The organism is Undibacterium umbellatum (assembly GCF_014284125.1).
Taxonomy (GTDB): domain Bacteria; phylum Pseudomonadota; class Gammaproteobacteria; order Burkholderiales; family Burkholderiaceae_D; genus Undibacterium; species Undibacterium umbellatum.
In genome coordinates this window covers 74,134-97,206 of the sequence record NZ_JACOFX010000001.1, presented here as the reverse complement: position 1 = coordinate 97,206, position 23,073 = coordinate 74,134, and the positions used below count along the sequence as shown (strand labels likewise).

The window sequence follows — 23,073 nt, the reverse complement described above, 5'->3', positions numbered from 1 at the left end:
ATCATGCGTCGCTCCCATCATCATTTATTAGATTTGATTGCAGAAATATGAGCAATACTAATTTGCCAGCTAATGCAGTGAGCACGGCCAACTTGTCGCCGCCTCATCCACTGGTAGAGTTCTGGCACTATTTCAAACAAAACCGTGGTGCCGTCATTGGCCTGGTACTGGTGGGCATACTCAGTCTCTGTGCGCTGTTTGCAGAATGGATAGCACCACACTCCCCGATAGAACAATTCAGGGAATCCACGCTTACGCCGCCAGCCTGGGCCGCCACTGGCAGTGGCAAATTTTTGCTTGGCACTGATCCGGTTGGCCGCGACATCCTGTCTCGCTTAATTCACGGCTCACGCCTGTCGCTGTTCATAGGCCTGGTATCAGTTACCCTTTCCATGAGTGTCGGCGTCACCCTGGGCTTGATCGCCGGTTTTTCCCGTAGCTGGACCGGGCGCTTTGCACGCATGCTGGAAACCATCATCGTGCGCTTCATGGATATCCTGCAGGCTTTGCCCAGTCTGTTGCTGGCGATCGCTGTAGTAGCGATACTAGGCCCAGGCCTGATGAATGCGATGTATGCCATTGCCATCGTCCTCATGCCGTCGTATGCCAGACTGACACGTGCAGCAGTCAGTGGTGAGCTGAACAAAGATTACGTCAATGCTTCCCGCATAGCTGGCGCCAGCAATTTGCGCCTGATGTTCAATTGCGTACTACCTAACTGTGCTGCCCCCATCATTGTGCAGGCTACGCTGGGATTTTCCACGGCGATACTGGATGCTGCAGCTCTGGGCTTTCTGGGTCTTGGTGCGCAACCCCCAACACCTGAATGGGGCTCTATGCTGGCCAGTGCGATGGAATTCATACAAAGCGCCTGGTGGGTTGTCACCTTCCCTGGTCTGGCGATCCTGATTTCTGTATTGGCCTTTAATCTCATGGGTGATGGCTTGCGCGATGCACTCGACCCCAAGCTAAAACGCTGAACAAAGATTCAACATGAAACCATTATTGGATATTAAAAATTTGCGCGTTGAATTTGGCTCGGAAACTCAGCCATTCAAGGCTGTTGATGGTCTTGATCTTTTCATAGAACAAGGTGAAGTAGTTGGCATCGTCGGTGAATCAGGATCGGGTAAAAGCGTGACTTCCCTGGCTCTGATGGGCCTGATCGACTTCCCTGGACGTGTGCGTGCCGATCAAATGGAATTCGATGGCCGCGACCTGCTGAAAATGAAGGACAAAGAAAGACGGCAACTATTGGGCAAGGATATCGCCATGATCTTCCAGGATCCCATGACCAGTCTTAACCCTTGCTACACCGTGGCTTTTCAGTTGATGGAAACCCTGCGCCTGCATCAGGGTGGCAAGGAAAAAGACTTGCGCGCCAAAGCATTGGCATTATTGAAGCAAGTTGACATCCCAGACCCGGAAAGGCGCATGAATGCCTATCCGCACCAACTCTCTGGAGGCATGAGTCAGCGTGTCATGGTCGCCATCGCTATCGCCTGCAACCCGCGCCTGCTGATCGCGGATGAACCAACGACAGCACTGGATGTTACAGTACAGGCGCAAATGCTGGAATTACTACTGCAATTACAGAGTGAGCGTGGCATGGCATTGATGTTGATCACCCATGACCTGGCCGTTGTCGCACAGACTGCCAAGCGCGTTGTGGTGATGTATGCCGGGCAAGTGCTGGAAACTGGCACTGTGCCAGAAATATTCAATACCCCAAGACATCCTTACACCCAAGCTTTGCTGGCGGCCCTTCCTGAACATAACCTGGGCAAGGCGCGCCTGCAAACCATACCTGGCGTAGTCCCTGGCCTTTATGACAGGCCAACAGGTTGCTTGCTGGCACCGCGCTGCAGTTATGCGACTGAGCACTGCCAAACTGACCGGCCGCAATTGCAAGGACAGCCTAATGCCCAGGTACGTTGTCACTTCCCTCTGGATGCGCAAGGCGTGCCAGGGAATGGATGGCAAGCACCACAAATTGATCAGGCAGCATGATGCAAAATACCACTACGACTCCCGTATTACTGGAAGCAAAGAATCTGGCCAAGCATTACGCAGTGTCGCAAGGCTTTCTCAAACCCAAGGCAATGGCAAAGGCGCTGGACGGCGTATCTTTCCATCTGACTGCAGGCAAAACCCTGGCCGTGGTTGGTGAGTCTGGCTGCGGCAAATCTACCCTAGCCCGCCAGATCACCATGATAGAGACACCCAGCAGTGGCGAGTTGTGGATGGGTGGCAAAAATATTGCGCATGCAGATAAGCTCACACTCAAACAAGTGCGGCCTCTGGTGCAAATGGTGTTCCAAAACCCTTATGCCAGCTTGAATCCCCGGAAAAAAGTCGGTGCAATGCTGGAAGAGCCATTGATCATCAACACCCATCTGTCAGCTAAAGAGCGGGAAGAAAAAGCCAGGGCGATGATGACGCAAGTGGGGCTACGTCCGGAACATTACGGGCGCTATCCTCATATGTTTTCAGGTGGGCAAAGGCAGCGCATAGCGATCGCCCGGGCACTCATGCTTGATCCTGAAGTCATCGTCGCCGATGAACCAGTCTCTGCACTGGATGTATCTATTCAGGCACAAGTCTTGAACTTATTAATGGATTTACAGCAACAAAACGGTGTTGCCTACCTGTTCATCTCACATAACCTGTCGGTAGTTGAACATATAGCCAACGATGTTCTGGTCATGTACCTGGGGAAAACCGTAGAACATGGCGACAAGCAAAGTATTTTCCAGCGCCCGCTACACCCTTACACCAAGGCATTGCTGGCATCAACGCCGAGGATAGACCCGGCACAGCGCCAACAGAAGATGATGCTGGACGGCGAATTGCCTTCACCGCTGGCCCCACCACCAGGATGTGCCTTCAATAATCGCTGTCCCCATGCGAATGAAAGATGCCGTCAAGAAATACCTGTATTGCGTCCCTTTGACAACCGGCTCGTGGCATGTCATCGAGTGGAAGAAATTATCTAAAACTTTTACTAAATCCGGCGAACTTCGTTAAACTCTCGCAGTCTTATTCAGGCTCGGGAACTGTTGCAACAGCTTTAATGCAGCAATTTCCAGGGCAGCCTTGACGGTTGCCTTATTTTTAACCTCACCTTCACTCCCAGGAGACCCCAAGTGAAAGCACAAGTACTTAGCGCTATCGCGCTGATGATCGCCGGTACTGTTGGCAGTCAACTCGCGACAGCCGCAGAACCAGTGAAAACAGCATCTGCAGCATCGGTCTTATTGTCCGGCATAGATTCCAAGCATAATGATGCCGCGGTCCGCGCCCAAGATGACTTTTTTCGCCATGTGAATGGTAGCTGGTTAAAAAACACGGAAATCGCCTCTGATAAATCTTCTGCTGGTGCTTTCATCGACTTGCGCGAAGCGACTATCCCGCGCTTGCATGCTCTAATCGAAGGTTTGGCAAAAGCAAAAAATAAACCTGGTACAGATGCGCAAAAAATAGGGGATATGTACGCAAGTTATATGGATACTGCCCAAATCGACTCACTGGGTTTGAAACCTTTGCAAGCTGAATTTGCCAAAGTAGATGGCATGACAGACAAAAAACAAATTCCTGGCTTGATGGCTTGGCTGAATCGTGCCAGCATAGGTGCACCATATGACCTGCAAATTCATCAGGATAATAAAGACTCGACCAAATATGTCCTTGACATTGTCCAATCCGGTCTGGGCCTGCCTGATCGTGATTACTACCTCAACAATGACGATGCGAAATTGAAAGAGTATCGCGCCAAGTATCTGACCCATATAGAAAAAATGTTGTCCATGTCCGGTGATAAGGATGCCGCAAAACATGCGGCAGACATTATGGCACTGGAAACTGACATGGCCAAAGTGCAATGGACCAAGGTTGAATTACGCGACCCAGTCAAGGCTTACAATAAAATCGAGATCAACAAACTCGATACGCTTACCCCAGGTTACGACTGGAATGCTTATTTGAGTGATCTCGGCGTCAAAGGCAAGATCGATTATATTATCGTCAGTCAACCCAGCTATCTTTCCGGTTTGAGCAAAATTCTGCAAGAGACTTCGCTCGATAAACTGAAAACCTATTTCAAATGGCACATCTTGCGCTCTGCAGCGGGTCAACTCCCGGCACAGTTTAGCGATGAAAACTTTGCATTTAACTCCACCACCTTGCGCGGAGTTCCAGCACAAGAGCCGCGCTGGAAACGTGGCGTGCGCTTGGCTGATTCAGCACTAGGTGAAAGTTTAGGCAAGATGTATGTGGCCAAGCATTTCCCGGCTGAAAGCAAAGCCAAAATGGAAAAACTGGTTGGCAATCTGCTGCTGGCCTACAAGCAAAGCATAGATACTCTGGACTGGATGAGCCCGGAAACCAAGAAAGAAGCCCAGGCAAAACTGGCGACTTTCATGCCCAAGATTGGCTATCCAAACAAATGGCGCGACTATTCTGGCCTGAATATCACCAAAGGAGATGCTTTAGGCAATTTGCGTAATGCGCGCATGTATGCTGCCCAATTTGAATTGAATAAATTGGGCAAACCGGTAGATCGCGATGAATGGGGCATGACGCCACAAACTGTCAACGCTTATTACAATCCAGAGCTTAACGAGATCGTCTTCCCTGCGGCGATCCTGCAACCGCCATTCTTCAATGCAAAGGCTGACGATGCAGTCAACTACGGCGGCATCGGTGCAGTCATCGGCCATGAAATTAGCCATGGTTTTGATGACCAGGGCGCGCAATATGACGGCAAGGGCAATTTGCGCGACTGGTGGACCAAGGAAGATCACGCAAAGTTTGCTGCTAAAACTGCAGTGCTGGTTAAGCAATATAGCGCCTTCAGCCCTATTCCTGGTTACAACGTCAATGGCGAACTGACTTTGGGCGAAAACATTGCAGATAACTCAGGTCTGGCGATTGCTTACAAAGCTTATAAATTATCTTTGGGTGGCAAGCCTGCACCAGTGATCGGTGGTTTGACTGGTGATCAGCGTTTCTTCATGGGTTTTGCCCAGGTATGGCGCGGCAAGATGCGAGAAGCGTCGATGATAGTGCAATTGAAAACGGACCCGCACTCCCCGGGAGAAATCCGTGCTAACGGTACTTTGCGCAATATGCCTGGCTTCTATGATGCCTACAAACTCAAGGAAGGTGACAAGATGTTCTTGGCACCAACCGAGCGCGTAAGTATCTGGTAATCCAAGTGCAGTTGACTTAGAACCTGTTTGCGATCTGTAGCGAGCGTGCTCCGTCGGAGTGAAGATCAGCGCAAAAAGCGGAATGCACTCTAGTACATGAGCATTTTGAGCTGCACATGAGCCCCGATCACGCTCGCGCAGTAAGATCGTAAACAGGTACTTAGCAAAAAGCAGCACTGTTTTCAGTGCTGCTTTTTTACCTAGGTACAGCAAGTGTCTCAAATGTGCTGCGCAATTCTTGCTTAACCGGGATTTCTGATTTTTTTGAAAAAAGCCTGCACTTCTGCCAATTCCCTGGTACGTGCAAAGCTTGGCAGGCTTTGCCAGATGCGCTTGCCATAAGGTTTTGAGATCAGTCTTGGATCGCAAATCATCAATACTCCTTTATCACCCTCGTCACGAATCAAGCGACCTGCACCTTGCTTAAGGTTGATAATCGCTTCCGGCAATTGATGATGAACGAAGCCATTCAGGCCTTTTTTCTCCATTGCCGCAATTCGGGCAGACAAGACAGGGTCATCAGGTGGTGCGAAAGGCAGTTTATCGATAATCACCAGAGACAAGGCATCGCCACGCACATCCACCCCCTCCCAAAAACTTTGACTGCCGATAAGGACACCATTGCCCGCCGCACGGAATCGATCAAGCAATTCAGTTCGCCCTGCATCACCATGAATGAATAAAGGGAAATCCAGGCCACGTTTTTGAAACTCATCCCGCAAACGCTCGGCGCTGTGTTTCACTGCTTTCAAGGTGGTACACAACAAGAAAGTCTTGCCACCGGCAGCCTCTATGACGGGCAATGCTGCATCGATTACCGCATCCATGTATTCGTAGGAGTTAGGCTGTGGCATGCCATTTGGTACATACAAGAAGCCCTGCTCCTGATAATTAAAGGGACTAGGCCAGGTGCGGGCTGGCTGATCCCACAAACCCATTTGCGAGACATAGTGGCTGAAGTCATTCTTGACCGCCATGGTGGCTGAAGTGAAAATCCAGGTACGCGGCACGCCTTCACGCTGCTTGTTAAATATGGGAGCTATTGATAAAGGTGTGCGGTGCAATTGCAGAGAAGTGGAAAAAGCCTCTACCCACAAAACATAATCGCCAGATTTTCCATCATCTGCGGCATTCCATTTTTCATATTGCTCCGCCAGCAAAATGGAACGTGCCCGGCATTGTTCCAATGTTTCAGCGCGCTCTGCCTGCTTTTCCAGCACCGCAATCATCTCATCCATCGTGGATTTCAAGGTTTCCAGTGCTTCAAAGAAGGGGCTGGAAAGCGCGATCTGGTCTATGGAATAGCGTACGATGTCTTGCGGAAAAGCCAGGCGCAAATCGCGCGCTGCACGCTCTACAGGAGCTACCAGCTTGGCCCACTCTGCCCCGTCACGTGCATGTGACAAACCTTCTGCCAACACATCACGGCAAAGCTCCAGCACTTGCGAAGTCGAGACCGTTTCGCCAAAAAACAGGGTGGCCGTTTCCGGCAATTGATGCGCTTCATCAAAGATGACTGTATTTGCAGACGGCAACAGCTCTGCAATGCCCGTATCTTTCAGGGCCACATCAGCAAAAAACAAGTGGTGATTGACCACGACCACATCTGCCTGTTGCGCTTCCTTTCGTGCTTTCATGACAAAGCAGTCTTGATAATACTGGCACTCTGACCCCATGCAGGTGTCCTTGGTCGAAGTCACCAGGCTCCAGACTGAGGCGTTTTCCGGCACGCGCGCCAACTCTGCCTTGTCGCCAGTCATTGTTGTTTTAATGAAACGACCTATATCACGCAAATAGCCAACATCTTCACGCGAACTGAGCCTGCCGTTTTGTATGGTTCTTTCCAGATGGTAGTGGCAAAGATAATTTGCCCTGCCCTTCAGCAAGGCTATGGATACTGGTGCCTTCAATACTTTACGTATGGTTGGTATATCGCGCAGAAACAACTGATCTTGCAGATTTTTGGTTCCTGTAGAAACGATGACCTTGCCACCCCACAGCAATGCCGGGGTCAGATAAGCATAGGTTTTTCCCGTGCCTGTGCCTGCCTCTGCCAGCAGGGTTGTTTGCCCGGCGATGGCATCGGCAATGGCTTTTGCCATCTCTGTCTGTGCCTGACGCGGGCGATAGCCTTTCACCGAGGCACTCAATGGTCCGGTCAAGCCAAAAATATGTTCTACTTCAGCATCATGAATGCCAATTGCATTCGGTGTGGCGAGTGATTCAGTCAAAATGAGGCAATCAGAAACTAACTACAAAGACGTGGAAAAGTGGATAATCATGCAGGGACATCTGGCGTCAGCTGCATTCTTAACAAAGTAATATGATCTTTTAACTGCAGTTTTCTTTTTTTCAGGCGACGCAGTTGCAGTTCATCGTGGCAGGGATCTTTAATCAGGGTCTCAATTACCACATCCAGGTCTCTATGTTCTACCTCGAGCTCGATAATGCGTTGTAGTATTTGTTCTGGGTGGCTCATAGTCTTCTGGTTGCAGTAAAATAAAGTTTAATTAAGGAAAGACCATTTTTGGGTTAATCCCGTTAGTTTAATCTACCAAGACGTATGAGCCAATATAAGATCGAAGCAGGAACCGGACAACATATCGGTGACCGGCAGGAACAACAAGACCGCACAGCACTTTTTGCGGCACCACATGCGCCAGGTTATGTCATGGCAGTCATTGCTGATGGCATGGGCGGAAAAAGCGGTGGCGCACTTGCCGCCGAGCAAGTCGTTCGCACGGCAAAACAATTATTTGATGAATTTTACCCAGGAAATAATGTTCGCAGCCTATTGGAAAATATCGTCAATGAAGCACACACCGTCATTAAATTGTCTGGTGTTTCATCTGAGAAAGAACCACATAGTACCGTAGTCGCATTAGTTATTACACCGCAACAGGAGGCCATTTGGGCTTATGTTGGAGACTCGCGCCTTTATCGCTTTGATGGCCCTAATTATGCCGAAAAAACCAAAGATCATTCTTATGTAGAAAAATTGGTGGATGAAGGCAAAATTACGGCAGAAGAAGCTAAAACCCACAGATTATCGAATATTCTGGTCAATGTACTTGGCTCTAGCACTGCTGCACCTTACATTACCTTTGGTGAACATGCCCCATTGAAGGCGCATGACAGCTTTTTATTATGTTCAGATGGCCTCTGGCATTACTTTGAAGATCATGAGTTATCAGCAGCCGTTGCTGCCAACAGCCCACGCCAGGCTTCAGAATTTTTGATAAGAAAAGCCAGAGACCGCGCAAGCGGTCGCGGTGATAATTGCACCTTTGCCATTGTCAAGCTGGTTGATCCGCCTACGCAAGCCAAAACTTATACGGTACAAAAAATGCGCAGGGCTGTATAAACACAAGCGGCTGGTGCAATGCTTTTGTTTGTTGCGCCAGCAGCTTTGACTATTTTGCGCGGTTTGCCATCAATTCCTGATTTGCCTTACGGTCTGCATTGACTTTTTGCATGCTTGGGCGTTCAGAAATCTGTTTGACATATTCGCGGGTAGGCAATTCTGCCAGAAAATCCCTGCCATAAATAATCTTGGTCGCCATCGACACCAAAGGAAAATGCACAACTGCAGCGCAATCAGCCAAAGTGAATTCTTTACCGCCAACAAATGGATCAAATTTTGCCAGGCTCGCAAACGCGGGAATACTACGGCCTAGCTGTTTTTCCACTTTGGCCTTGACTTCATCTGTAACTTTGCCGCCAAAGAAGGCCTCTGCATACAATTCACGGGCGGGTAATTCCAGGTGCAACTCCATGAAAGCGATTAATTCGCGTAATTTGGCAGCGGCAAATGGGTCAGCCGGCATCAAAGGATGTGCAGGAAAACGGCTTTCAAGATATTCGACGATAACCTGAGATTCACATAAGGAGCCATGCTCAGTCACAATAAAAGGTATTTTACCCATTGGCGAATGCAATAATTGATCTGGGGACTTAGCTGTCCAGATTAACTCTTCCTCAAAAGGAATGGCCTTTTCCAATAGAGCCAATTTCACTTTATTGTAGTAATTACTGATAGCAAAACCGCAAAGTTTGATCATATGTCCCTAACCTATTTTAAATAATTTGCTGCAATCCTACTTTTTTGAACCTGCTGACTGACACTCTTCAAACGCAACTGTTCGGACTATTTTTCCCTGTGAAACTCGATAGTCTCAAAATTAATCAAATTCGACTCACTACTGTTTTCCTTGGTCGCAAGAACCTCTTCTTCTACCGGCAAGTCTGAAACGTTGTTCCATCCCCGATTTCTTTCCATGCCTGGTAATGCAGGTGATTTCTCTAGCTCATTGGCGACAGAAATGAGCAGCAGAATGTCACGATATACTGGCAACTCGAAACCCATGCGTTTGCCATCCCGGTCGTCCACCAATAGGCTTTCAAGGAAGGGCAGGATGTCGTTACTACTCCACATCTGGCAAATACGGTTCATCAAATGTTCAAAATCTTCCAGTTGCCTGCTCGGCAGTGTTGCAGGATCTGTTTCATACTCTGGGATATTTGCATTGAAAAAAACGATGAAGCGATCGCGCAAGGCATCATATTTTTCCTTACTAGAAGTTACCCGATATAAGTCGAGCAAATACAGCCATGGGACTGGCGACTCTGGATGGTCTATTTCGGCCTGCGGCTCAAGGATTTCTATTGCTCTCTGTGGATCATTGACAGAAATCCAGAATTCTGCCTCTTGGGTCACATCAGATATCTCTTCTACCTTAACCGACGACTGGCCCTTACTGGAAAAGAAGTTAAAAGTACTGCTATTGCTGTCTTCCAGAGTCGGGACATAGGCCTTGCTAAATATTGATGGTGTCTCAAGTTTACCAAGATTGGCAGCCGATCCAGCTTTTCTTACCGGGGCAGTTACCGGCCTGCTGGTTCCAGCCTTATCTTCCTCATCATCACCCACATGATACAAGGCACTTGTCGTTGTCGGGCCATAAGATGCTTGTATGCTGTCAACGATTTCTTCTATATTCTTTTTAGGCTCGGGCTCTGATACTTGCTCTTTCTGTTGCCACCAGCTTGCCGCCAATTCTTTGCGCATGCGGCCGACGTAAAGCAAAAGAAAGGCGATGATAGCCAATCCAGCAAAGATGAATGCACTTAAACCTATCACCCAATTGCGCGAAAAACTGTTTTCCCTGGCCTCTTCCAAAGCGACCTTATCCAACTGACTCTGGCGTTTAAGCTGTTGCGCTTCTTGCTGCAAACCGAGAATTTTCTGCTGCTCACCTTGCAATTTTTCCACAGGCATCTGATTGGGTTTTTCATCCCGCAACATGGCCGCAAGCTGTGCTTGCGCTGCCCGCAAATCTTCAATATTGGATTGTGCCCCACCGAGAGAAAGCTGATCACTAAGACGCAAGCCTTGCGACAAAATAGGCAGATCATCCGATAGCTTTAGCGTATCCCTTTGTTCAACAATTTGCTGTGGGGGAGTGATTTTATTTTCGGTTTGTCTGGATAGCTTTTTTTTCGTGATTGGCACTTCAGCAGCAACAACTTCACCCGCGTCAGGATTACGCCGGGTCTTCCTGCGGCCATTTTTTTCTAAGGCTTGTGAAATTTGTACGCCCTGCTGCCCTGTCGACATAGCCTCTTTATTGCCTGAAGCCACTTTTGGTGCACTGGAAACGCTAGCGGGCAAGGTTGGCGCGAATTGAGGCGGATCAAGCAAAATCAGGAACTCGCGATGCAATTGAATTTCACACCCCATGTCCACCAGGATCTTGACGGCGGGTTCCAAGAGGTCTTTCCTCGTCACCAAAGTCAGGAAGCGGGCGCTCCCCTTTTGAATCAGAGTGACATTTACGGGAGCCAACAAATTGCCATCTGGGCTTTCTACCTTGGCCTTGAAGCAGGATTGTTCAATCTCTGCCGCATCATTGCCAGTCAATTCCAGCTGAGCACGCAATTGCTGCCCCAAAGCAGATTGTACGGTTAAATTGCTGAACCCTAATGCAAAAGCATCCCCTGCTGCTCCAGATGCTAGTGCACCAAGGCAAAGCAGATATATCGTCGATCGGCGGAATGGGACAAAAATAATAATGACCTCAGAAAGAAAATGCGTTACTCCAGAAAATCAATTGCTATTCCTGAATGTATATTAACTGCAATCTTACTGGCTTTATAACAATCCTTGAAGGCGTAACTAATTGTAAAACGCAAACAATGGTAAGAATGTTTGTTGATTTCAACATTTTTATCATTTACAACAACATAATCAAGCGCCCAACTCCCTAGGAATAAGGCGAACTCTTAATGTATTTTCGATCAATTTGAAGGAAAACTACAAAAAGATCAATACTAAAGCCCGGACTATCCTGTTTATTGAATTGGTCAAAAAGACACAAACTGAGCCGCTGATGCTTTGTTTCAGCAGAAATTTGACTGCTTTATTCCTGCGTTATTTATTTCTTGGCAGTGTCTAGTATTTTTCTTGCAATGCCACGCAAAATATTTACCTCCTCAACTTCCAATTGCGTCCGTGACAACATGCGCTTCAGACGTGGCATCAGTTTTTTGGGATTGTCAGGATGCAAAAACTCGATTGCAACTAGCGCCTGCTCCAGATGCTTATACATGCCGTCTATTTCATCCACTGCCGCCAATTGCCCTTGAAAACCAATATTACCTGAGAATAATTCGCCTGTATCGGTTGCCATACGACATTCATAGGACAAGAGTTGTATAGCTTGCGCCAGATTCAATGAAGAATAAGCGGGATTGGCCGGGATATTGATTAAGGCATGGCAATTCATGACAATGTCATTTGGCAACCCAAACCGTTCATTACCAAAAATCAGTCCTATTTTTGCATGCTGACTTTGCACCATGGTTTCAGCAAATACTCTGGGGCTAAGAATTGGGGGTGAAAACTCCCGCAATCTGGCGCTGACTGCTGCCACATATTCACACCCTTGCAATGCATCATCAATGTGATCAACGATGCGGGCATTGTCGAGTATATCTTGCGCGCCACTGGCAAGTGCAATTGCTTCTGGATTTTTCAATGCATCTGCAAAACGCGGCTTTACGAGGATCAATTCACTAAAACCCATGGTTTTAATGGCCCGGGCAGCAGAGCCTATGTTGCCTGGATGACTAGTTTCAACGAGAATGAAGCGCATGCGCTGAAAAAGAGATGTGTCGGTTTTAGGCAAGTTCATTTAAAATAGAGGTATCACGCGTTAATTTCTTATTCGGTTGTCGTTTTGGTTATACGTATTGGTTGTGCATATTATCAACCAGACGGATCGCTGCCGGACGTAAATTGCGCACGCTCTTTATCATTTTTGTCTAGCATCGTGACAGCATCCTTTTCTATGGATAGTTGTTTGCATGCTGTCATTTTATCGGAAACCTTATGCACCCAATGCTGAATACGGCAGTAAAAGCTGCTCGTCGTGGCGCGACCATTATCAATCGCGCATCTTTTGACCTTGACCGTGTCCAAGTCACAGAAAAACAATTCAATGATTTCGTGACCGAAGTCGATCACGCTGCCGAAGCTGCTATCATTGAAGTGTTGACTTCTGCCTATCCTGATCATGCCATTCTTGCTGAAGAATCAGGCGCTTCCGCTAACTTGCACGACGAAAATGATAATGTATGGATCATTGATCCACTCGATGGCACGACCAACTTCATCCACGGCTTCCCACAATATTGTGTGTCCATCGCACTGCAACAGCGAGGCGTGATTACACAAGCTGTCATTTACGATCCTACACGCAATGAAATGTTCACGGCCAGCAAAGGCGCTGGTGCATTTCTGAATGACAAGCGTATCCGCGTTACCCGTTGCGACAAACTGGCTGATGCTTTGATCGGTACAGGCTTCCCATCCCGTGATCTGTCTGGTCTGGATGAATACCTGGCGATGTTCAAAGTCATGACGACTAAATGCCAGGGCTTGAGAAGGCCAGGCTCTGCTGCACTGGATCTGGCTTATGTAGCAAGTGGTCGCCTTGATGGCTTCTTTGAAAAAGGCCTGGCTCCCTGGGACATCGCTGCAGGCTCACTCGTTATCACTGAAGCTGGCGGCATCGTCGGTAACTTCTCCGGTGATTCTGACTACCTGCATAAAGGTGATGTGTTGGCTGGCACACCAAAAGTATTTGCCCAGATGGTCAATGCATTACAACCGTTTTCCGCAAAAAAGTAAATTCTCACGCTCCGGTTATTTGACCGGGGCGCCTCTCTCTTCGGGCCGATGCAAATCAGCCCGATCATAAAGAAATACAGTACAACCACATGGCATCATTCAACGAACTCGGCTTATCCGAGAACATTGTTCGCGCAGTAACGGAACAAGGCTACACCTCTCCAACCCCGATACAGCTGCAAGCTATTCCTGCTGTCATCAAAGGCGGCGACCTGCTAGCTGGCGCGCAAACCGGCACTGGCAAAACCGCCGGCTTTACCCTGCCTATCTTGCAACGACTATCAACGTCAGCCAATGCACCAAAAGATAAAACCAGCAGACGCCCTATCCGCGCCCTGGTATTGACACCTACACGCGAACTTGCAGCCCAGGTAGAAGAAAGTGTCAATACTTACGGCAAATATGTGCCACTGAATTCTGGCGTGATTTTTGGTGGCGTGGGCATCAATCCACAAATCAAGTTACTGAAGCAAGGTGTCGATATTTTGGTAGCAACACCTGGCCGTTTGCTAGACCATCATCAGCAAGGCACGATAGACCTGCGCAACATTGAAATCCTGGTTTTGGATGAAGCCGACCGCATGCTGGACATGGGTTTTATCCATGACATCAAAAAAGTGCTGGCGATCTTGCCTGCCAAACGCCAAAATTTGTTGTTCTCGGCCACCTTCTCCGACGAAATCAAAACCCTAGCTGACCGCCTGCTTGATAATCCGGCGATGATAGAAGTGGCACGGCGCAATTCTACCGTCGAAATCATTGCGCAAAAAGTGCATCCGGTTGACCGTGACAAGAAACATCCTTTACTGGCGCATCTAATCAAGACCCATCAATGGTCACAAGTGCTGGTATTTACCCGCACTAAGCATGGCGCCAACAAACTGGTAGAACAATTGGGCAAAGATGGCATTGCTGCCATGGCCATTCACGGCAACAAGAGCCAATCCGCACGAACAAAGGCTTTGGCTGAATTCAAGGATGCCAGCCTGACTGTACTGGTTGCGACCGACATCGCTGCCCGCGGTATTGACATTGACCAATTGCCTCACGTCGTCAACTATGATTTACCGAACGTGCCGGAAGATTATGTGCATCGCATTGGACGCACGGGCCGCGCTGGCGCCACTGGCGAAGCGGTCTCCCTGGTGTGCGTTGATGAATTCAAGTTGCTGGCCGACATAGAAAAGCTCATCAAACGTCAAATTCCGCAAGAGATCATTGATGGCTTCATCCCCGACCCACATGCCAAGGCAGAGCCTATTCAGTTGCGCAGCTTTGATCACCGTGGTGGCGGAGGCGGCAGAAGTCAGCCATCAGGCCGTGGTCAACGCCCCGCCGGTGATGGCCGGGGACAGCAAGCCCGTGCACCAGGCAAAGCTGCTGCACCGCAGGGTGCCAAACCTCGTCCGGCGGGCCCAAGGCCAGCAGTAAAACAATCTGCTCCGCGCAGGTCTGGTAGTCGTGGCAACGGTTAACATCCGCGTTTAAGCAGGTTAAAAACACTAAGGGCCATTCTGGCCCTTAGTGTTTTATAAATATTCATTTATTCGTTGCATGAATCGCCTGCTGCAAACTCAGCATACTCGTCTGGCTAACTTGTATAAAACCTCGTCGAGGGCGATCAAGGTCTATTGTCAAGAATACAGCCATGCTAATCAGTATTTGTAATGCCAAGGTCGCAAAGGCAGCCCTTTGCCCAGTCAGACCAGAGGCATAGCCTATCGTCGCAGCTGTAATGATAATTGTGATCAGCAAGAGCAACACAACTGTCTCAGGCACATGTCTTTGCAAGCCCGCATCCCTTTTACCAAATGCATCGATAGTGTCATTCAACGACTGTACAAACATGCCAGTGGTCACAGCACTCTTATCAAGCTCGACTGACTTCATGGCGAGCGCCCACAACTGATCCGAGATTTGGCTAGATTTTTTTATTAAGGCATCACGTTTTTCTACATCTGCCAGACTGACCTGCCCTTCCTCTACTCGTAGGTCTATGTAGAGCTTCAACATGATCTGCGCCTGCTCGCGTATGCTGACGGGTAACAATTGAGTGCGCAAATAAGTGGTCCCAATCGCATTTGCTTCACTCACTACCGATTGATTACGCTCATCAAACCTTTGCAGCGCCAGAGAAAAGGCAAAACTCAACAACAAGGCAAGCAAGCCCAGCATGGAAGCCTGCAAAGTATTGATCTGCGACTTGGCAGCATCATTCGCCAGCGCTTGTTTGCGCAAGCCATTTCTATACGCAAGCTCGTTGGCAATCAGCATACTCGCCAGAAGCAGAAAAACAATCAGAGCAGTGCTTTGCCCGTACATAAACTCATTCGCCATCAGTCTTTGCCCTTTCGATATTAAGGAAGATATTGCTACAATCAGATTTTTTCATTTTAACAATATCTAAGACAGATTTTGCTTTTTACCTGCCAATTGTGCGGCCTGTAAGTTATTGATATCAACAATAAAGCCCGACAACCGTAGACCAAGGCAATCGTCTATGATATGGTGCGCACCAAATTTGAGCTGACTGGATATAATTTCCAGCGCTTCAGCAAGCAAAAACAAGAAAACAAAACCAATAAAATCAAAGTCTTATGACCGCAAAAGAAACACAACACACTCCGATGATGACCCAATATCTGCGAATAAAAGCAGACTATCCGGAAACCCTGGTGTTTTATCGCATGGGCGATTTTTATGAACTGTTTTTTGGCGATGCCGAGAAAGTATCGCGCTTGTTAGGTATTACCCTGACCCAGCGCGGCAGTTCTGGCGGCGAACCAATCAAGATGGCGGGTGTGCCCTTTCACTCACTGGAACCATATCTGGCCAAGCTGGTCAAGATAGGTGAATCAGCCGCTATCTGCGAACAGATAGGCGACCCTGCAACCAGCAAGGGGCCTGTAGAACGCAAAGTCATGCGCGTGATCACGCCAGGTACACTGACTGATACTGATTTGCTGCCAGAGAAATCTGACCGTCCATTGCTGTCACTGTGCATGCTGCAACAAAGAAAAACGGTCAGCATAGGTCTGGCCTGGCTATCACTGGCCAGTGGCGCCTTGAAGTTGATGGAAATATCGACCGACGAAAAATCCCTGCCACAACGACTGCAGCAAGAGCTGGAGCGTATCAGTCCTGCTGAGGTATTGCTGTCCGCTGGGACACTTTTACTGGACGAGCACTACAAGGAACTGCCAGGTAAATTTTCAGAATTGCCCGACTGGCATTTTGATGTCAAGCAAGGGCAAAAAGCCCTGCAAGATCAACTAGGCACCGCCTCATTGACAGGCTTTGGCGTAGAAAACCTGAATGCCGCCCTGGGTGCAGCTGGTGCCTTGTTGCGCTATGCAGAAAGCACGCAAGGCCGTGGTCTCAAGCATGTCAATACGCTTAATGTCGAAAGCGAGCATGAATTCATAGGCCTGGACACCGCGACGCGACGCAACCTGGAATTGACTGAGACTTTGCGCGGACAAGAATCACCTACCCTGTTTTCTTTGCTTGACCACTGTCGCACTGCTATGGGCTCACGCCTGTTACGTCACTGGCTGCATCATGCACGCCGCGATCAGGCGGTTGCCAGAGCCCGCCATGATGCAATCAAGGCACTGATACAGGCAGATTCTACCGATGGCCTGGCGACTACTTTAAAGGCCATCCCTGACATAGAACGCATTACAACGCGTATCGCCCTGCAATCTGCACGACCGCGTGATTTGTCTGCGCTGCGCGATGGCCTGCAAAACCTCCCTGGCCTGCGCAATTATGTGAGCCTATGCATTGCAGATAATCAAACCAGTCTGCTAACCAAGGTCCTATCTGATCTGGATACACCGACAGAATGCCTGGATCTGCTGGAGCGTGGCTTGATGCTGCAACCAGCGACCATGGTGCGCGACGGTGGCGTGATCGCAAGTGGCTTTGATGCCGAACTGGACGAATTGCGCGCGCTATCAGAAAATGCCGGGCAATTCCTGATCGAGTTGGAGGCGTCTGAACGTGAACGCACTGGTATTGCCAATCTGCGCGTTGAATACAATCGTGTCCATGGCTTTTACATAGAGGTCACGAACGGTCAAAGCGATAAGGTGCCGGATAATTATCGCCGTCGCCAGACATTGAAAAATGCTGAGCGCTACATTACACCAGAATTGAAAGCCTTTGAAGATAAAGCATTGTCAGCTCAGGAGCGTGCCCTGGTGCGCGAAAAAATGCTGTATGAGCGCCTGTTGCAGGATCTGTTGCCGCAAGTCCCGCTATTGCAAAGGGTAGCGAATGCAATAGCACAACTTGACACCCTTGTAAGCCTGGCTGAGCATGCAACCAGGAATAGCTGGTGCGCGCCGCAATTGGTGGGTGAGCCAACTCTACATATTGTCCAGGGCCGCCATCCTGTTGTCGAAAACCAGATAGAACGCTTCATCGCCAATGATTGCGATTTTTCTGCCGAGCGTAAATTATTGCTGATCACCGGCCCTAACATGGGTGGTAAATCAACCTTCATGCGTCAGGTTGCCCTGATCACCCTGCTCGCCTACGTTGGCAGTTATGTACCTGCCGCCGAAGTGACGATAGGCCCGATAGACCGCATCTTCACGCGTATAGGTGCGGCTGATGACCTGGCAGGTGGCCGCTCTACCTTCATGGTGGAAATGACAGAATCAGCAGCCATCTTAAATGGTGCGACTAACCATTCTCTGGTATTGATGGACGAAGTGGGTCGCGGCACATCGACATTTGACGGCTTGGCTTTGGCCTGGGCAATTGCCAAGCACCTGATACAGGTTTCCAAGAGCTATACCCTGTTTGCCACGCATTATTTTGAACTGACGCAACTGCCTGAAGTGCACCCGTCAGCAGAAAACGTGCATTTGTCGGCGGTAGAACACAAGGAAAACATCGTCTTCCTGCACGCAGTTCAGGCAGGCCCGGCTTCACAAAGCTATGGTTTGCAGGTGGCACAACTTGCGGGAATACCTCAGGTAGTTATCCGTGCTGCCCGCAAGCACCTGACAGACCTGGAAGCACAATCACTACAATCGACGCCACAGTTTGATTTATTCTCTTCCGCAGCTGGCGCACCTGAAGTAGAAGTTATTGAACCAGATCCCGTCAATACCGAACTACTGGACACTCTTGAAACCATGGATCCTGATAGCATGACGCCCAGAGAAGCGCTGGCTGCCTTATATGAATTGAAGAACCTGGCAAACAAGGGCTGATTAAGACAAGTTCCAGAAAGAAAAAATGCCGCGGAGATCATTCAGCGGCATTTTTAAATCAGACCTAGTGTAAAGGATGGCTGCGATATTCATCGCCCATACCTTCATCATCTTCATCGTCATCATGATGATGTCCGTGTGCACCATGGACGTGACCATGAGCGACTTCCTCTTCCGAAGCCGCACGCACGTCCTCAACTGTCAGGCTAAAACGCAAGGCGATACCAGCCAGGGGGTGATTGCCGTCAAGCACAACTTTATCATCGGCAATATCTGTGACTGTAAAAATATGCGCGTTATCTTCGTCAGCCTCATCATCCGATTCTTCTGGCATGCCTTCGAATTGCATGCCAACTTCCAGCGGTGACGGAAAGCGTTCGCGTGGCTCCACTTTCACCAAAGCTGCATCGTAATCACCAAAGGCGTCTTCGGGATTGAGTTGGATAATGGTGCTAAAGCCCTTTTCCTTGCCTTCTAGGACTTCTTCTATTTTGGGAAACACGTTATCGTACCCGCCATGCAGGTACACCATAGGCTCCTGACCTTCTTCTATCAGGTTATCTTGCGCGTCTTTCAAGGTATAGACTGCAGTAACAACTGAATTTTTGCCTATCTTCATAGCAATTCCTTAAAAATTTATTTTGCACTGAGATTATACCTGTCTAGTCGAGTCGTTTGCCGCAGCCTATAATGCGGGCATGAAAAAAAATACCACTCTCCTGCCCCTGCTGGGCGACATTACAGCAGAAGAATTTCTCAGCGAATACTGGCACAAGAAGCCTTTGCTGATACGCCAGGCTATCCCTGGCTTCCAACCCCTGATCCCAAAAGCTGAGCTATTTGACATGGCTGGCCGTGACGATGTTGAATCCAGGCTCATCAGCTTCTTCAACAAGCACTGGGAAATGAAGTCTGGCCCACAAGCTAGCATACCCATCAAGGAAAAGAAAGACTGGACGCTACTGGTACAGGGTGTGAATTTACACGATGACAAGGCAGATGCTTTGCTGAGGCAATTTCGCTTCATACCTGACAGCCGGCTTGACGATCTGATGATCAGCTTTGCGGCCGATGGCGGCGGCGTTGGCCCCCATTTTGATTCTTATGATGTGTTCCTTCTGCAGGCACATGGACAGCGCAAATGGCGCATTGGCGCGCAGAAAGACCTTACGCTGATTGATGGCATGCCCCTCAAGATTTTGCGCAACTTCAAGGCAGAGCAAGAATTCGTGTTGGAACCGGGCGACATGCTTTACCTGCCGCCCAAATATGCCCACGATGGCATTGCCATAGGCGAATGCATGACTTACTCCATAGGTTTTCGTGCCCCCTCGTACCAGGAACTGGGTGAATCCTTCCTGCACTTCATGTCGGACTCGATAGACTTGCCAGGAAGATACGCAGATCCAGACCTGAAAGTCAGCGCCAAACCGGCAGAAATTAGCAATGAAATGCTGGAACAAGTTGCTGAAGAGATTGCCAAGATTCAATTTACAGATGATGACATACTCATTTTCCTGGGTGAACACCTGACAGAACCAAAACCTAGTGTGTTCTTCAGTGGACCCGAAAAACCGCTGGCACCTAAACGCTTCCATCAGTCGGCCTTGAAAAATGGCGTAAGGCTATCGCGCAAATCCCTGATGTTATACAAAGGAAAACATATTTTCATCAATGGTGAATCATTCGCTGTTGGTAAAGAGGACAAAATCTGTCTGAGCAAATTAGCAAATCAAAGAGAACTCGACGGCGCTGATTTGGCGAGTATTTCCGCAGATGCGTTAGAAACATTTTGCCTCTGGTATGAAGACGGCTGGCTGGAAATACGTTAAGGGATGCTGCAATGCGCCATATTTCTAAAATATGAAAGAAAATTTTCTTTCTGTAAATGGCGCATTTTCAAGAAAAAGCTGAAAATCCCCACTAAAATTAGCTACTTAGCTAGAAATAATGACTGATTTGAGTGCAAAAATGCATCTATGCCTATTCCATTAATGGAAAAATCATTATAATTCCGGGTTAGGAAACTTTCGTAGGGGCCGAATGTCGTTTTGGCGAGAAGCTCGCGAATTAACCTATAGAGCGATAATTACCGGTAATTATTCATCGCAACGTTTTGATCTTCTTTTTTGATCTATTTATTGAAAGTACAAACATGAAAAAATCACTCTTGCTCGTTTCCCTGTTGGCATTGACTCTGGCTGCTTGCGGCGAGAAAAAAGCTCCTGAAGCATCCGCTCCAGCAGCATCTGCAACGGCTCCAGCTCCAGCATCTGCACCTGCAGAAGCTCCAGCAGCAGCTCCAGCCCCAGCAGCAGCATCTGACGCAGCAGCAGCATCTGGCGCAGCTCCTGCAGCATCTGCAGCAGCTTCCGCTCCAGCAGCAGCTTCCGCATCTGCTTCCAAGTAATTTTTAATTACTTAAGAAAAACCGACCTTCAGGTCGGTTTTTTTTCGACTAGAGAAATGCGGATAGCTATTCCTTACCCATTAAACGAAACAGAAGATATAAAAAAAGCCACGATAATTCGTGGCTTTTTCATACAAGCAAAAGTTTATTTCTTCAACACAAGCTCACTTGGCAAACTTTGCAAGTAGGCTGCAATATTTTGTATGTCTTTGCTTGATAAAGCTTTGGCTTGCGTGACCATGGTTGGATTAGAGCGGCCATAAGCGCCATCGGCTCCACGCTGATAAGCGTACAAAGCCTGGGCAAGATAGTCCGCATGCTGACCAGCCAGCTTTGGATAAGAAGGGTCCAAAGGTTTGGAGTAGTTTTCGCCATGACAAGATGCGCAATTGAATTTCTTTGCAGCCTCTTTACCCGCATCAATATTACCTCCAGCATAAGCTGCGAAAGACAGGCTAGACAACAAAGTTGCCATCAACAGATTTTTCTTCATGATGCTATCCTATTCTTATTTTTGTTGTGAGTAGTATGCTGCCAGATCTGCAATATCCTGATCTGTCAGGCTACCAGCAATGCCGCGCATGGAAGGATGTTTACGATCACCTTTTTGATAGGCTTTCAAGGCACTCTCAATGTATTTGGCAGATTGACCACCTATCACGGGTACTTGGTATACCTCAGGGAAAGTCGCTTTATACCCTGGAATAGCGTGACAACCGATACACATCGCGATTTTCTTTTCAGCAGCATCTTTAGGATTGCCAACTGGATCTGCTGCCGTAGCAGCTTGAGCGAGACTCGCCAAAGCGAGGAGTGCAAACAATTTTTTCATATGAGCGATTATTAATTAGCAGGCAGATCAATAAATATAGCGTTTTGATATAACTCAGTATTTTAGCTGATTACAATCAAATTTGCGCAAAAAACCTGGCATCAGCCCCCTGTCAAGGGGTGAAAAAGCTGCATTTATGCAATTGCGAATGCAAAATTTAACGTCCTCCGAATTCGATTGCAAGTGAAAAAGAACAGTCGTTCACAAGAGTATCAGTTCTCGCTTATACTCTTTACACCTTTATGTAACCAAACACGCTGAGCCGATACCCATGACCCAAGCTCCAAATACCTTGCGCTTTGACGGCGCTGACAATTATGTCGCCACAGACGATTTGAAACTGGCAGTCAATGCTGCCCTGAGCCTGCAACGCCCGCTCTTGATCAAGGGTGAGCCGGGCACCGGCAAAACCATGCTGGCCGAAGAAGTTGCTGCCGCCCTGAATATGCCTTTAATGCAATGGCATATCAAATCTACCACCAAGGCACAGCAAGGCCTGTATGAATATGATGCAGTCTCTCGCCTGCGCGATTCCCAACTGGGTGATGAACGTGTCAAAGACATTCATAACTACATTATCAGAGGTGTGTTGTGGCAAGCCTTTACTGCTGATGAGCCAGTCGTTTTACTCATCGATGAAATCGATAAAGCAGACATAGAATTCCCCAATGACTTGCTGCGTGAACTTGACCGCATGGAGTTTTATGTCTATGAAACCCGCGAAATGGTACGCGCCAGGCACCGCCCGCTAGTGATCATCACTTCAAACAATGAAAAAGAATTGCCTGACGCCTTCTTGCGTCGCTGCTTTTTCCACTACATCAAATTCCCTGACAAGGAAACGATGCAAAAGATTGTTGACGTCCACTTCCCAAAATTGAAGTCCGACTTGCTGGCACAGGCGCTGCAAACCTTTTATGAAATCCGCGACGTTGCAGGCCTCAAGAAAAAACCTTCCACCTCTGAATTCATAGACTGGCTGAAACTCTTGCTGGCAGAAGATATTCCGGTAGACGCCATGCGCAGCAAGGACAATAAAGCCACCGTCCCTCCCCTGCATGGTGCCTTGCTGAAAAATGAACAAGACGTGCATTTGTTTGAACGCCTCGTACATATGTCCCGCACCAATCGCTAACCAGGCGCGATGACAAAAATGGCGCTGCACTGCAGCGCCATTTTTTTAACTTATAGATTTAAACCCA

General features: G+C 48.4%; 20 protein-coding genes. 10 read left to right on the top strand and 10 right to left on the bottom strand.

Going from position 1 to position 23,073, the window contains the following annotated elements:
• Positions 1 to 47: 47 nt before the first annotated feature.
• From H8L47_RS00455 to H8L47_RS00440, 4 genes are all read left to right on the top strand, one after another.
• On the top strand, positions 48 to 980 hold the full coding sequence (locus H8L47_RS00455) for an ABC transporter permease subunit (protein WP_186951279.1): 933 nt from the start codon (positions 48 to 50) through the stop codon (positions 978 to 980).
• Positions 981 to 993: 13 nt separating this feature from the next.
• Positions 994 to 2,010 (top strand): oligopeptide/dipeptide ABC transporter ATP-binding protein, encoded by a 1,017-nt coding sequence (locus H8L47_RS00450; RefSeq protein ID WP_186951278.1) that lies wholly within the window; start codon positions 994 to 996, stop codon positions 2,008 to 2,010.
• A complete protein-coding gene (locus tag H8L47_RS00445) occupies positions 2,010 to 2,996 on the top strand; it encodes a peptide ABC transporter ATP-binding protein (RefSeq protein WP_222616357.1) in 987 nt (328 codons plus the stop codon). The genes H8L47_RS00450 and H8L47_RS00445 overlap by 1 nt, the downstream gene beginning before the upstream one ends.
• A gap of 150 nt (positions 2,997 to 3,146) precedes the next feature.
• On the top strand, positions 3,147 to 5,210 hold the full coding sequence (locus H8L47_RS00440; protein ID WP_408057677.1) for a M13 family metallopeptidase: 2,064 nt from the start codon (positions 3,147 to 3,149) through the stop codon (positions 5,208 to 5,210).
• 242 nt (positions 5,211 to 5,452) lie between these two features.
• Here H8L47_RS00440 and H8L47_RS00435 read toward each other — a convergent pair whose 3' ends face one another.
• Positions 5,453 to 7,444 carry an ATP-dependent DNA helicase gene (locus H8L47_RS00435; protein ID WP_408057684.1) on the bottom strand — a complete coding sequence of 664 codons (1,992 nt, stop codon included), beginning with the start codon at positions 7,442 to 7,444 and terminating at the stop codon, positions 5,453 to 5,455.
• Between the two features lie 44 nt (positions 7,445 to 7,488).
• A complete protein-coding gene (locus tag H8L47_RS00430) occupies positions 7,489 to 7,689 on the bottom strand; it encodes a YdcH family protein (RefSeq protein ID WP_110253319.1) in 201 nt (66 codons plus the stop codon).
• An 84-nt stretch (positions 7,690 to 7,773) separates the two neighbouring features.
• Between H8L47_RS00430 and H8L47_RS00425 the strand changes: the two genes are divergently transcribed.
• A complete protein-coding gene (locus tag H8L47_RS00425; protein WP_186951275.1) occupies positions 7,774 to 8,574 on the top strand; it encodes a PP2C family protein-serine/threonine phosphatase in 801 nt (266 codons plus the stop codon).
• 49 nt (positions 8,575 to 8,623) lie between these two features.
• Here the strand turns inward: H8L47_RS00425 and H8L47_RS00420 are convergent, their stop codons facing one another.
• From H8L47_RS00420 to H8L47_RS00410, 3 genes are all read right to left on the bottom strand, one after another.
• Entirely contained in the window at positions 8,624 to 9,271 is a 648-nt protein-coding gene (locus tag H8L47_RS00420; protein WP_186951274.1) for a glutathione S-transferase family protein, read from the bottom strand.
• A gap of 86 nt (positions 9,272 to 9,357) precedes the next feature.
• The gene (locus H8L47_RS00415) at positions 9,358 to 11,244 is read right to left on the bottom strand and encodes a type IV pilus assembly protein FimV (RefSeq protein ID WP_456243380.1); all 1,887 of its coding nucleotides are present in this window, start codon (positions 11,242 to 11,244) and stop codon (positions 9,358 to 9,360) included.
• A 400-nt stretch (positions 11,245 to 11,644) separates the two neighbouring features.
• Complete coding sequence (locus tag H8L47_RS00410; protein WP_186951272.1) at positions 11,645 to 12,403, bottom strand: RNA methyltransferase; 759 nt, start codon at positions 12,401 to 12,403, stop codon at positions 11,645 to 11,647.
• A gap of 206 nt (positions 12,404 to 12,609) precedes the next feature.
• Between H8L47_RS00410 and H8L47_RS00405 the strand changes: the two genes are divergently transcribed.
• Complete coding sequence (locus H8L47_RS00405) at positions 12,610 to 13,401, top strand: inositol monophosphatase family protein (RefSeq protein WP_186951982.1); 792 nt, start codon at positions 12,610 to 12,612, stop codon at positions 13,399 to 13,401.
• A gap of 89 nt (positions 13,402 to 13,490) precedes the next feature.
• A complete protein-coding gene (locus H8L47_RS00400) occupies positions 13,491 to 14,876 on the top strand; it encodes a DEAD/DEAH box helicase (RefSeq protein ID WP_186951271.1) in 1,386 nt (461 codons plus the stop codon).
• Positions 14,877 to 14,940: 64 nt separating this feature from the next.
• On the opposite strand, the gene H8L47_RS00395 is transcribed toward H8L47_RS00400, so the two are convergent.
• Positions 14,941 to 15,738 carry a bestrophin-like domain gene (locus H8L47_RS00395; protein ID WP_186951270.1) on the bottom strand — a complete coding sequence of 266 codons (798 nt, stop codon included), beginning with the start codon at positions 15,736 to 15,738 and terminating at the stop codon, positions 14,941 to 14,943.
• Positions 15,739 to 15,998: 260 nt separating this feature from the next.
• On the opposite strand from H8L47_RS00395, the gene mutS reads away from it, so the two are divergent.
• Positions 15,999 to 18,629 (top strand): DNA mismatch repair protein MutS, encoded by a 2,631-nt coding sequence (mutS, locus tag H8L47_RS00390; RefSeq protein WP_186951269.1) that lies wholly within the window; start codon positions 15,999 to 16,001, stop codon positions 18,627 to 18,629.
• A gap of 64 nt (positions 18,630 to 18,693) precedes the next feature.
• Here the strand turns inward: mutS and H8L47_RS00385 are convergent, their stop codons facing one another.
• Positions 18,694 to 19,248 carry an FKBP-type peptidyl-prolyl cis-trans isomerase gene (locus tag H8L47_RS00385; protein WP_186951268.1) on the bottom strand — a complete coding sequence of 185 codons (555 nt, stop codon included), beginning with the start codon at positions 19,246 to 19,248 and terminating at the stop codon, positions 18,694 to 18,696.
• A gap of 79 nt (positions 19,249 to 19,327) precedes the next feature.
• Between H8L47_RS00385 and H8L47_RS00380 the strand changes: the two genes are divergently transcribed.
• Positions 19,328 to 20,461, top strand: a complete 1,134-nt coding sequence (locus H8L47_RS00380) for a cupin domain-containing protein (RefSeq protein ID WP_186951267.1) — start codon at positions 19,328 to 19,330, stop codon at positions 20,459 to 20,461.
• Between the two features lie 306 nt (positions 20,462 to 20,767).
• Here H8L47_RS00380 and H8L47_RS00375 read toward each other — a convergent pair whose 3' ends face one another.
• The 3 genes from H8L47_RS00375 to H8L47_RS00365 all read right to left on the bottom strand — a co-directional run bounded on the left by H8L47_RS00375 (position 20,768) and on the right by H8L47_RS00365 (position 21,871).
• A complete protein-coding gene (locus H8L47_RS00375; RefSeq protein ID WP_186951266.1) occupies positions 20,768 to 21,025 on the bottom strand; it encodes a hypothetical protein in 258 nt (85 codons plus the stop codon).
• A gap of 159 nt (positions 21,026 to 21,184) precedes the next feature.
• A complete protein-coding gene (locus tag H8L47_RS00370) occupies positions 21,185 to 21,532 on the bottom strand; it encodes a c-type cytochrome (protein WP_186951265.1) in 348 nt (115 codons plus the stop codon).
• Positions 21,533 to 21,547: 15 nt separating this feature from the next.
• Positions 21,548 to 21,871: a c-type cytochrome gene (locus tag H8L47_RS00365; RefSeq protein WP_186951264.1), complete on the bottom strand. Its 324-nt coding sequence runs from the start codon at positions 21,869 to 21,871 to the stop codon at positions 21,548 to 21,550.
• A gap of 271 nt (positions 21,872 to 22,142) precedes the next feature.
• On the opposite strand from H8L47_RS00365, the gene H8L47_RS00360 reads away from it, so the two are divergent.
• Positions 22,143 to 23,006 (top strand): AAA family ATPase, encoded by an 864-nt coding sequence (locus H8L47_RS00360; RefSeq protein WP_186951263.1) that lies wholly within the window; start codon positions 22,143 to 22,145, stop codon positions 23,004 to 23,006.
• Positions 23,007 to 23,073: the final 67 nt, after the last annotated feature.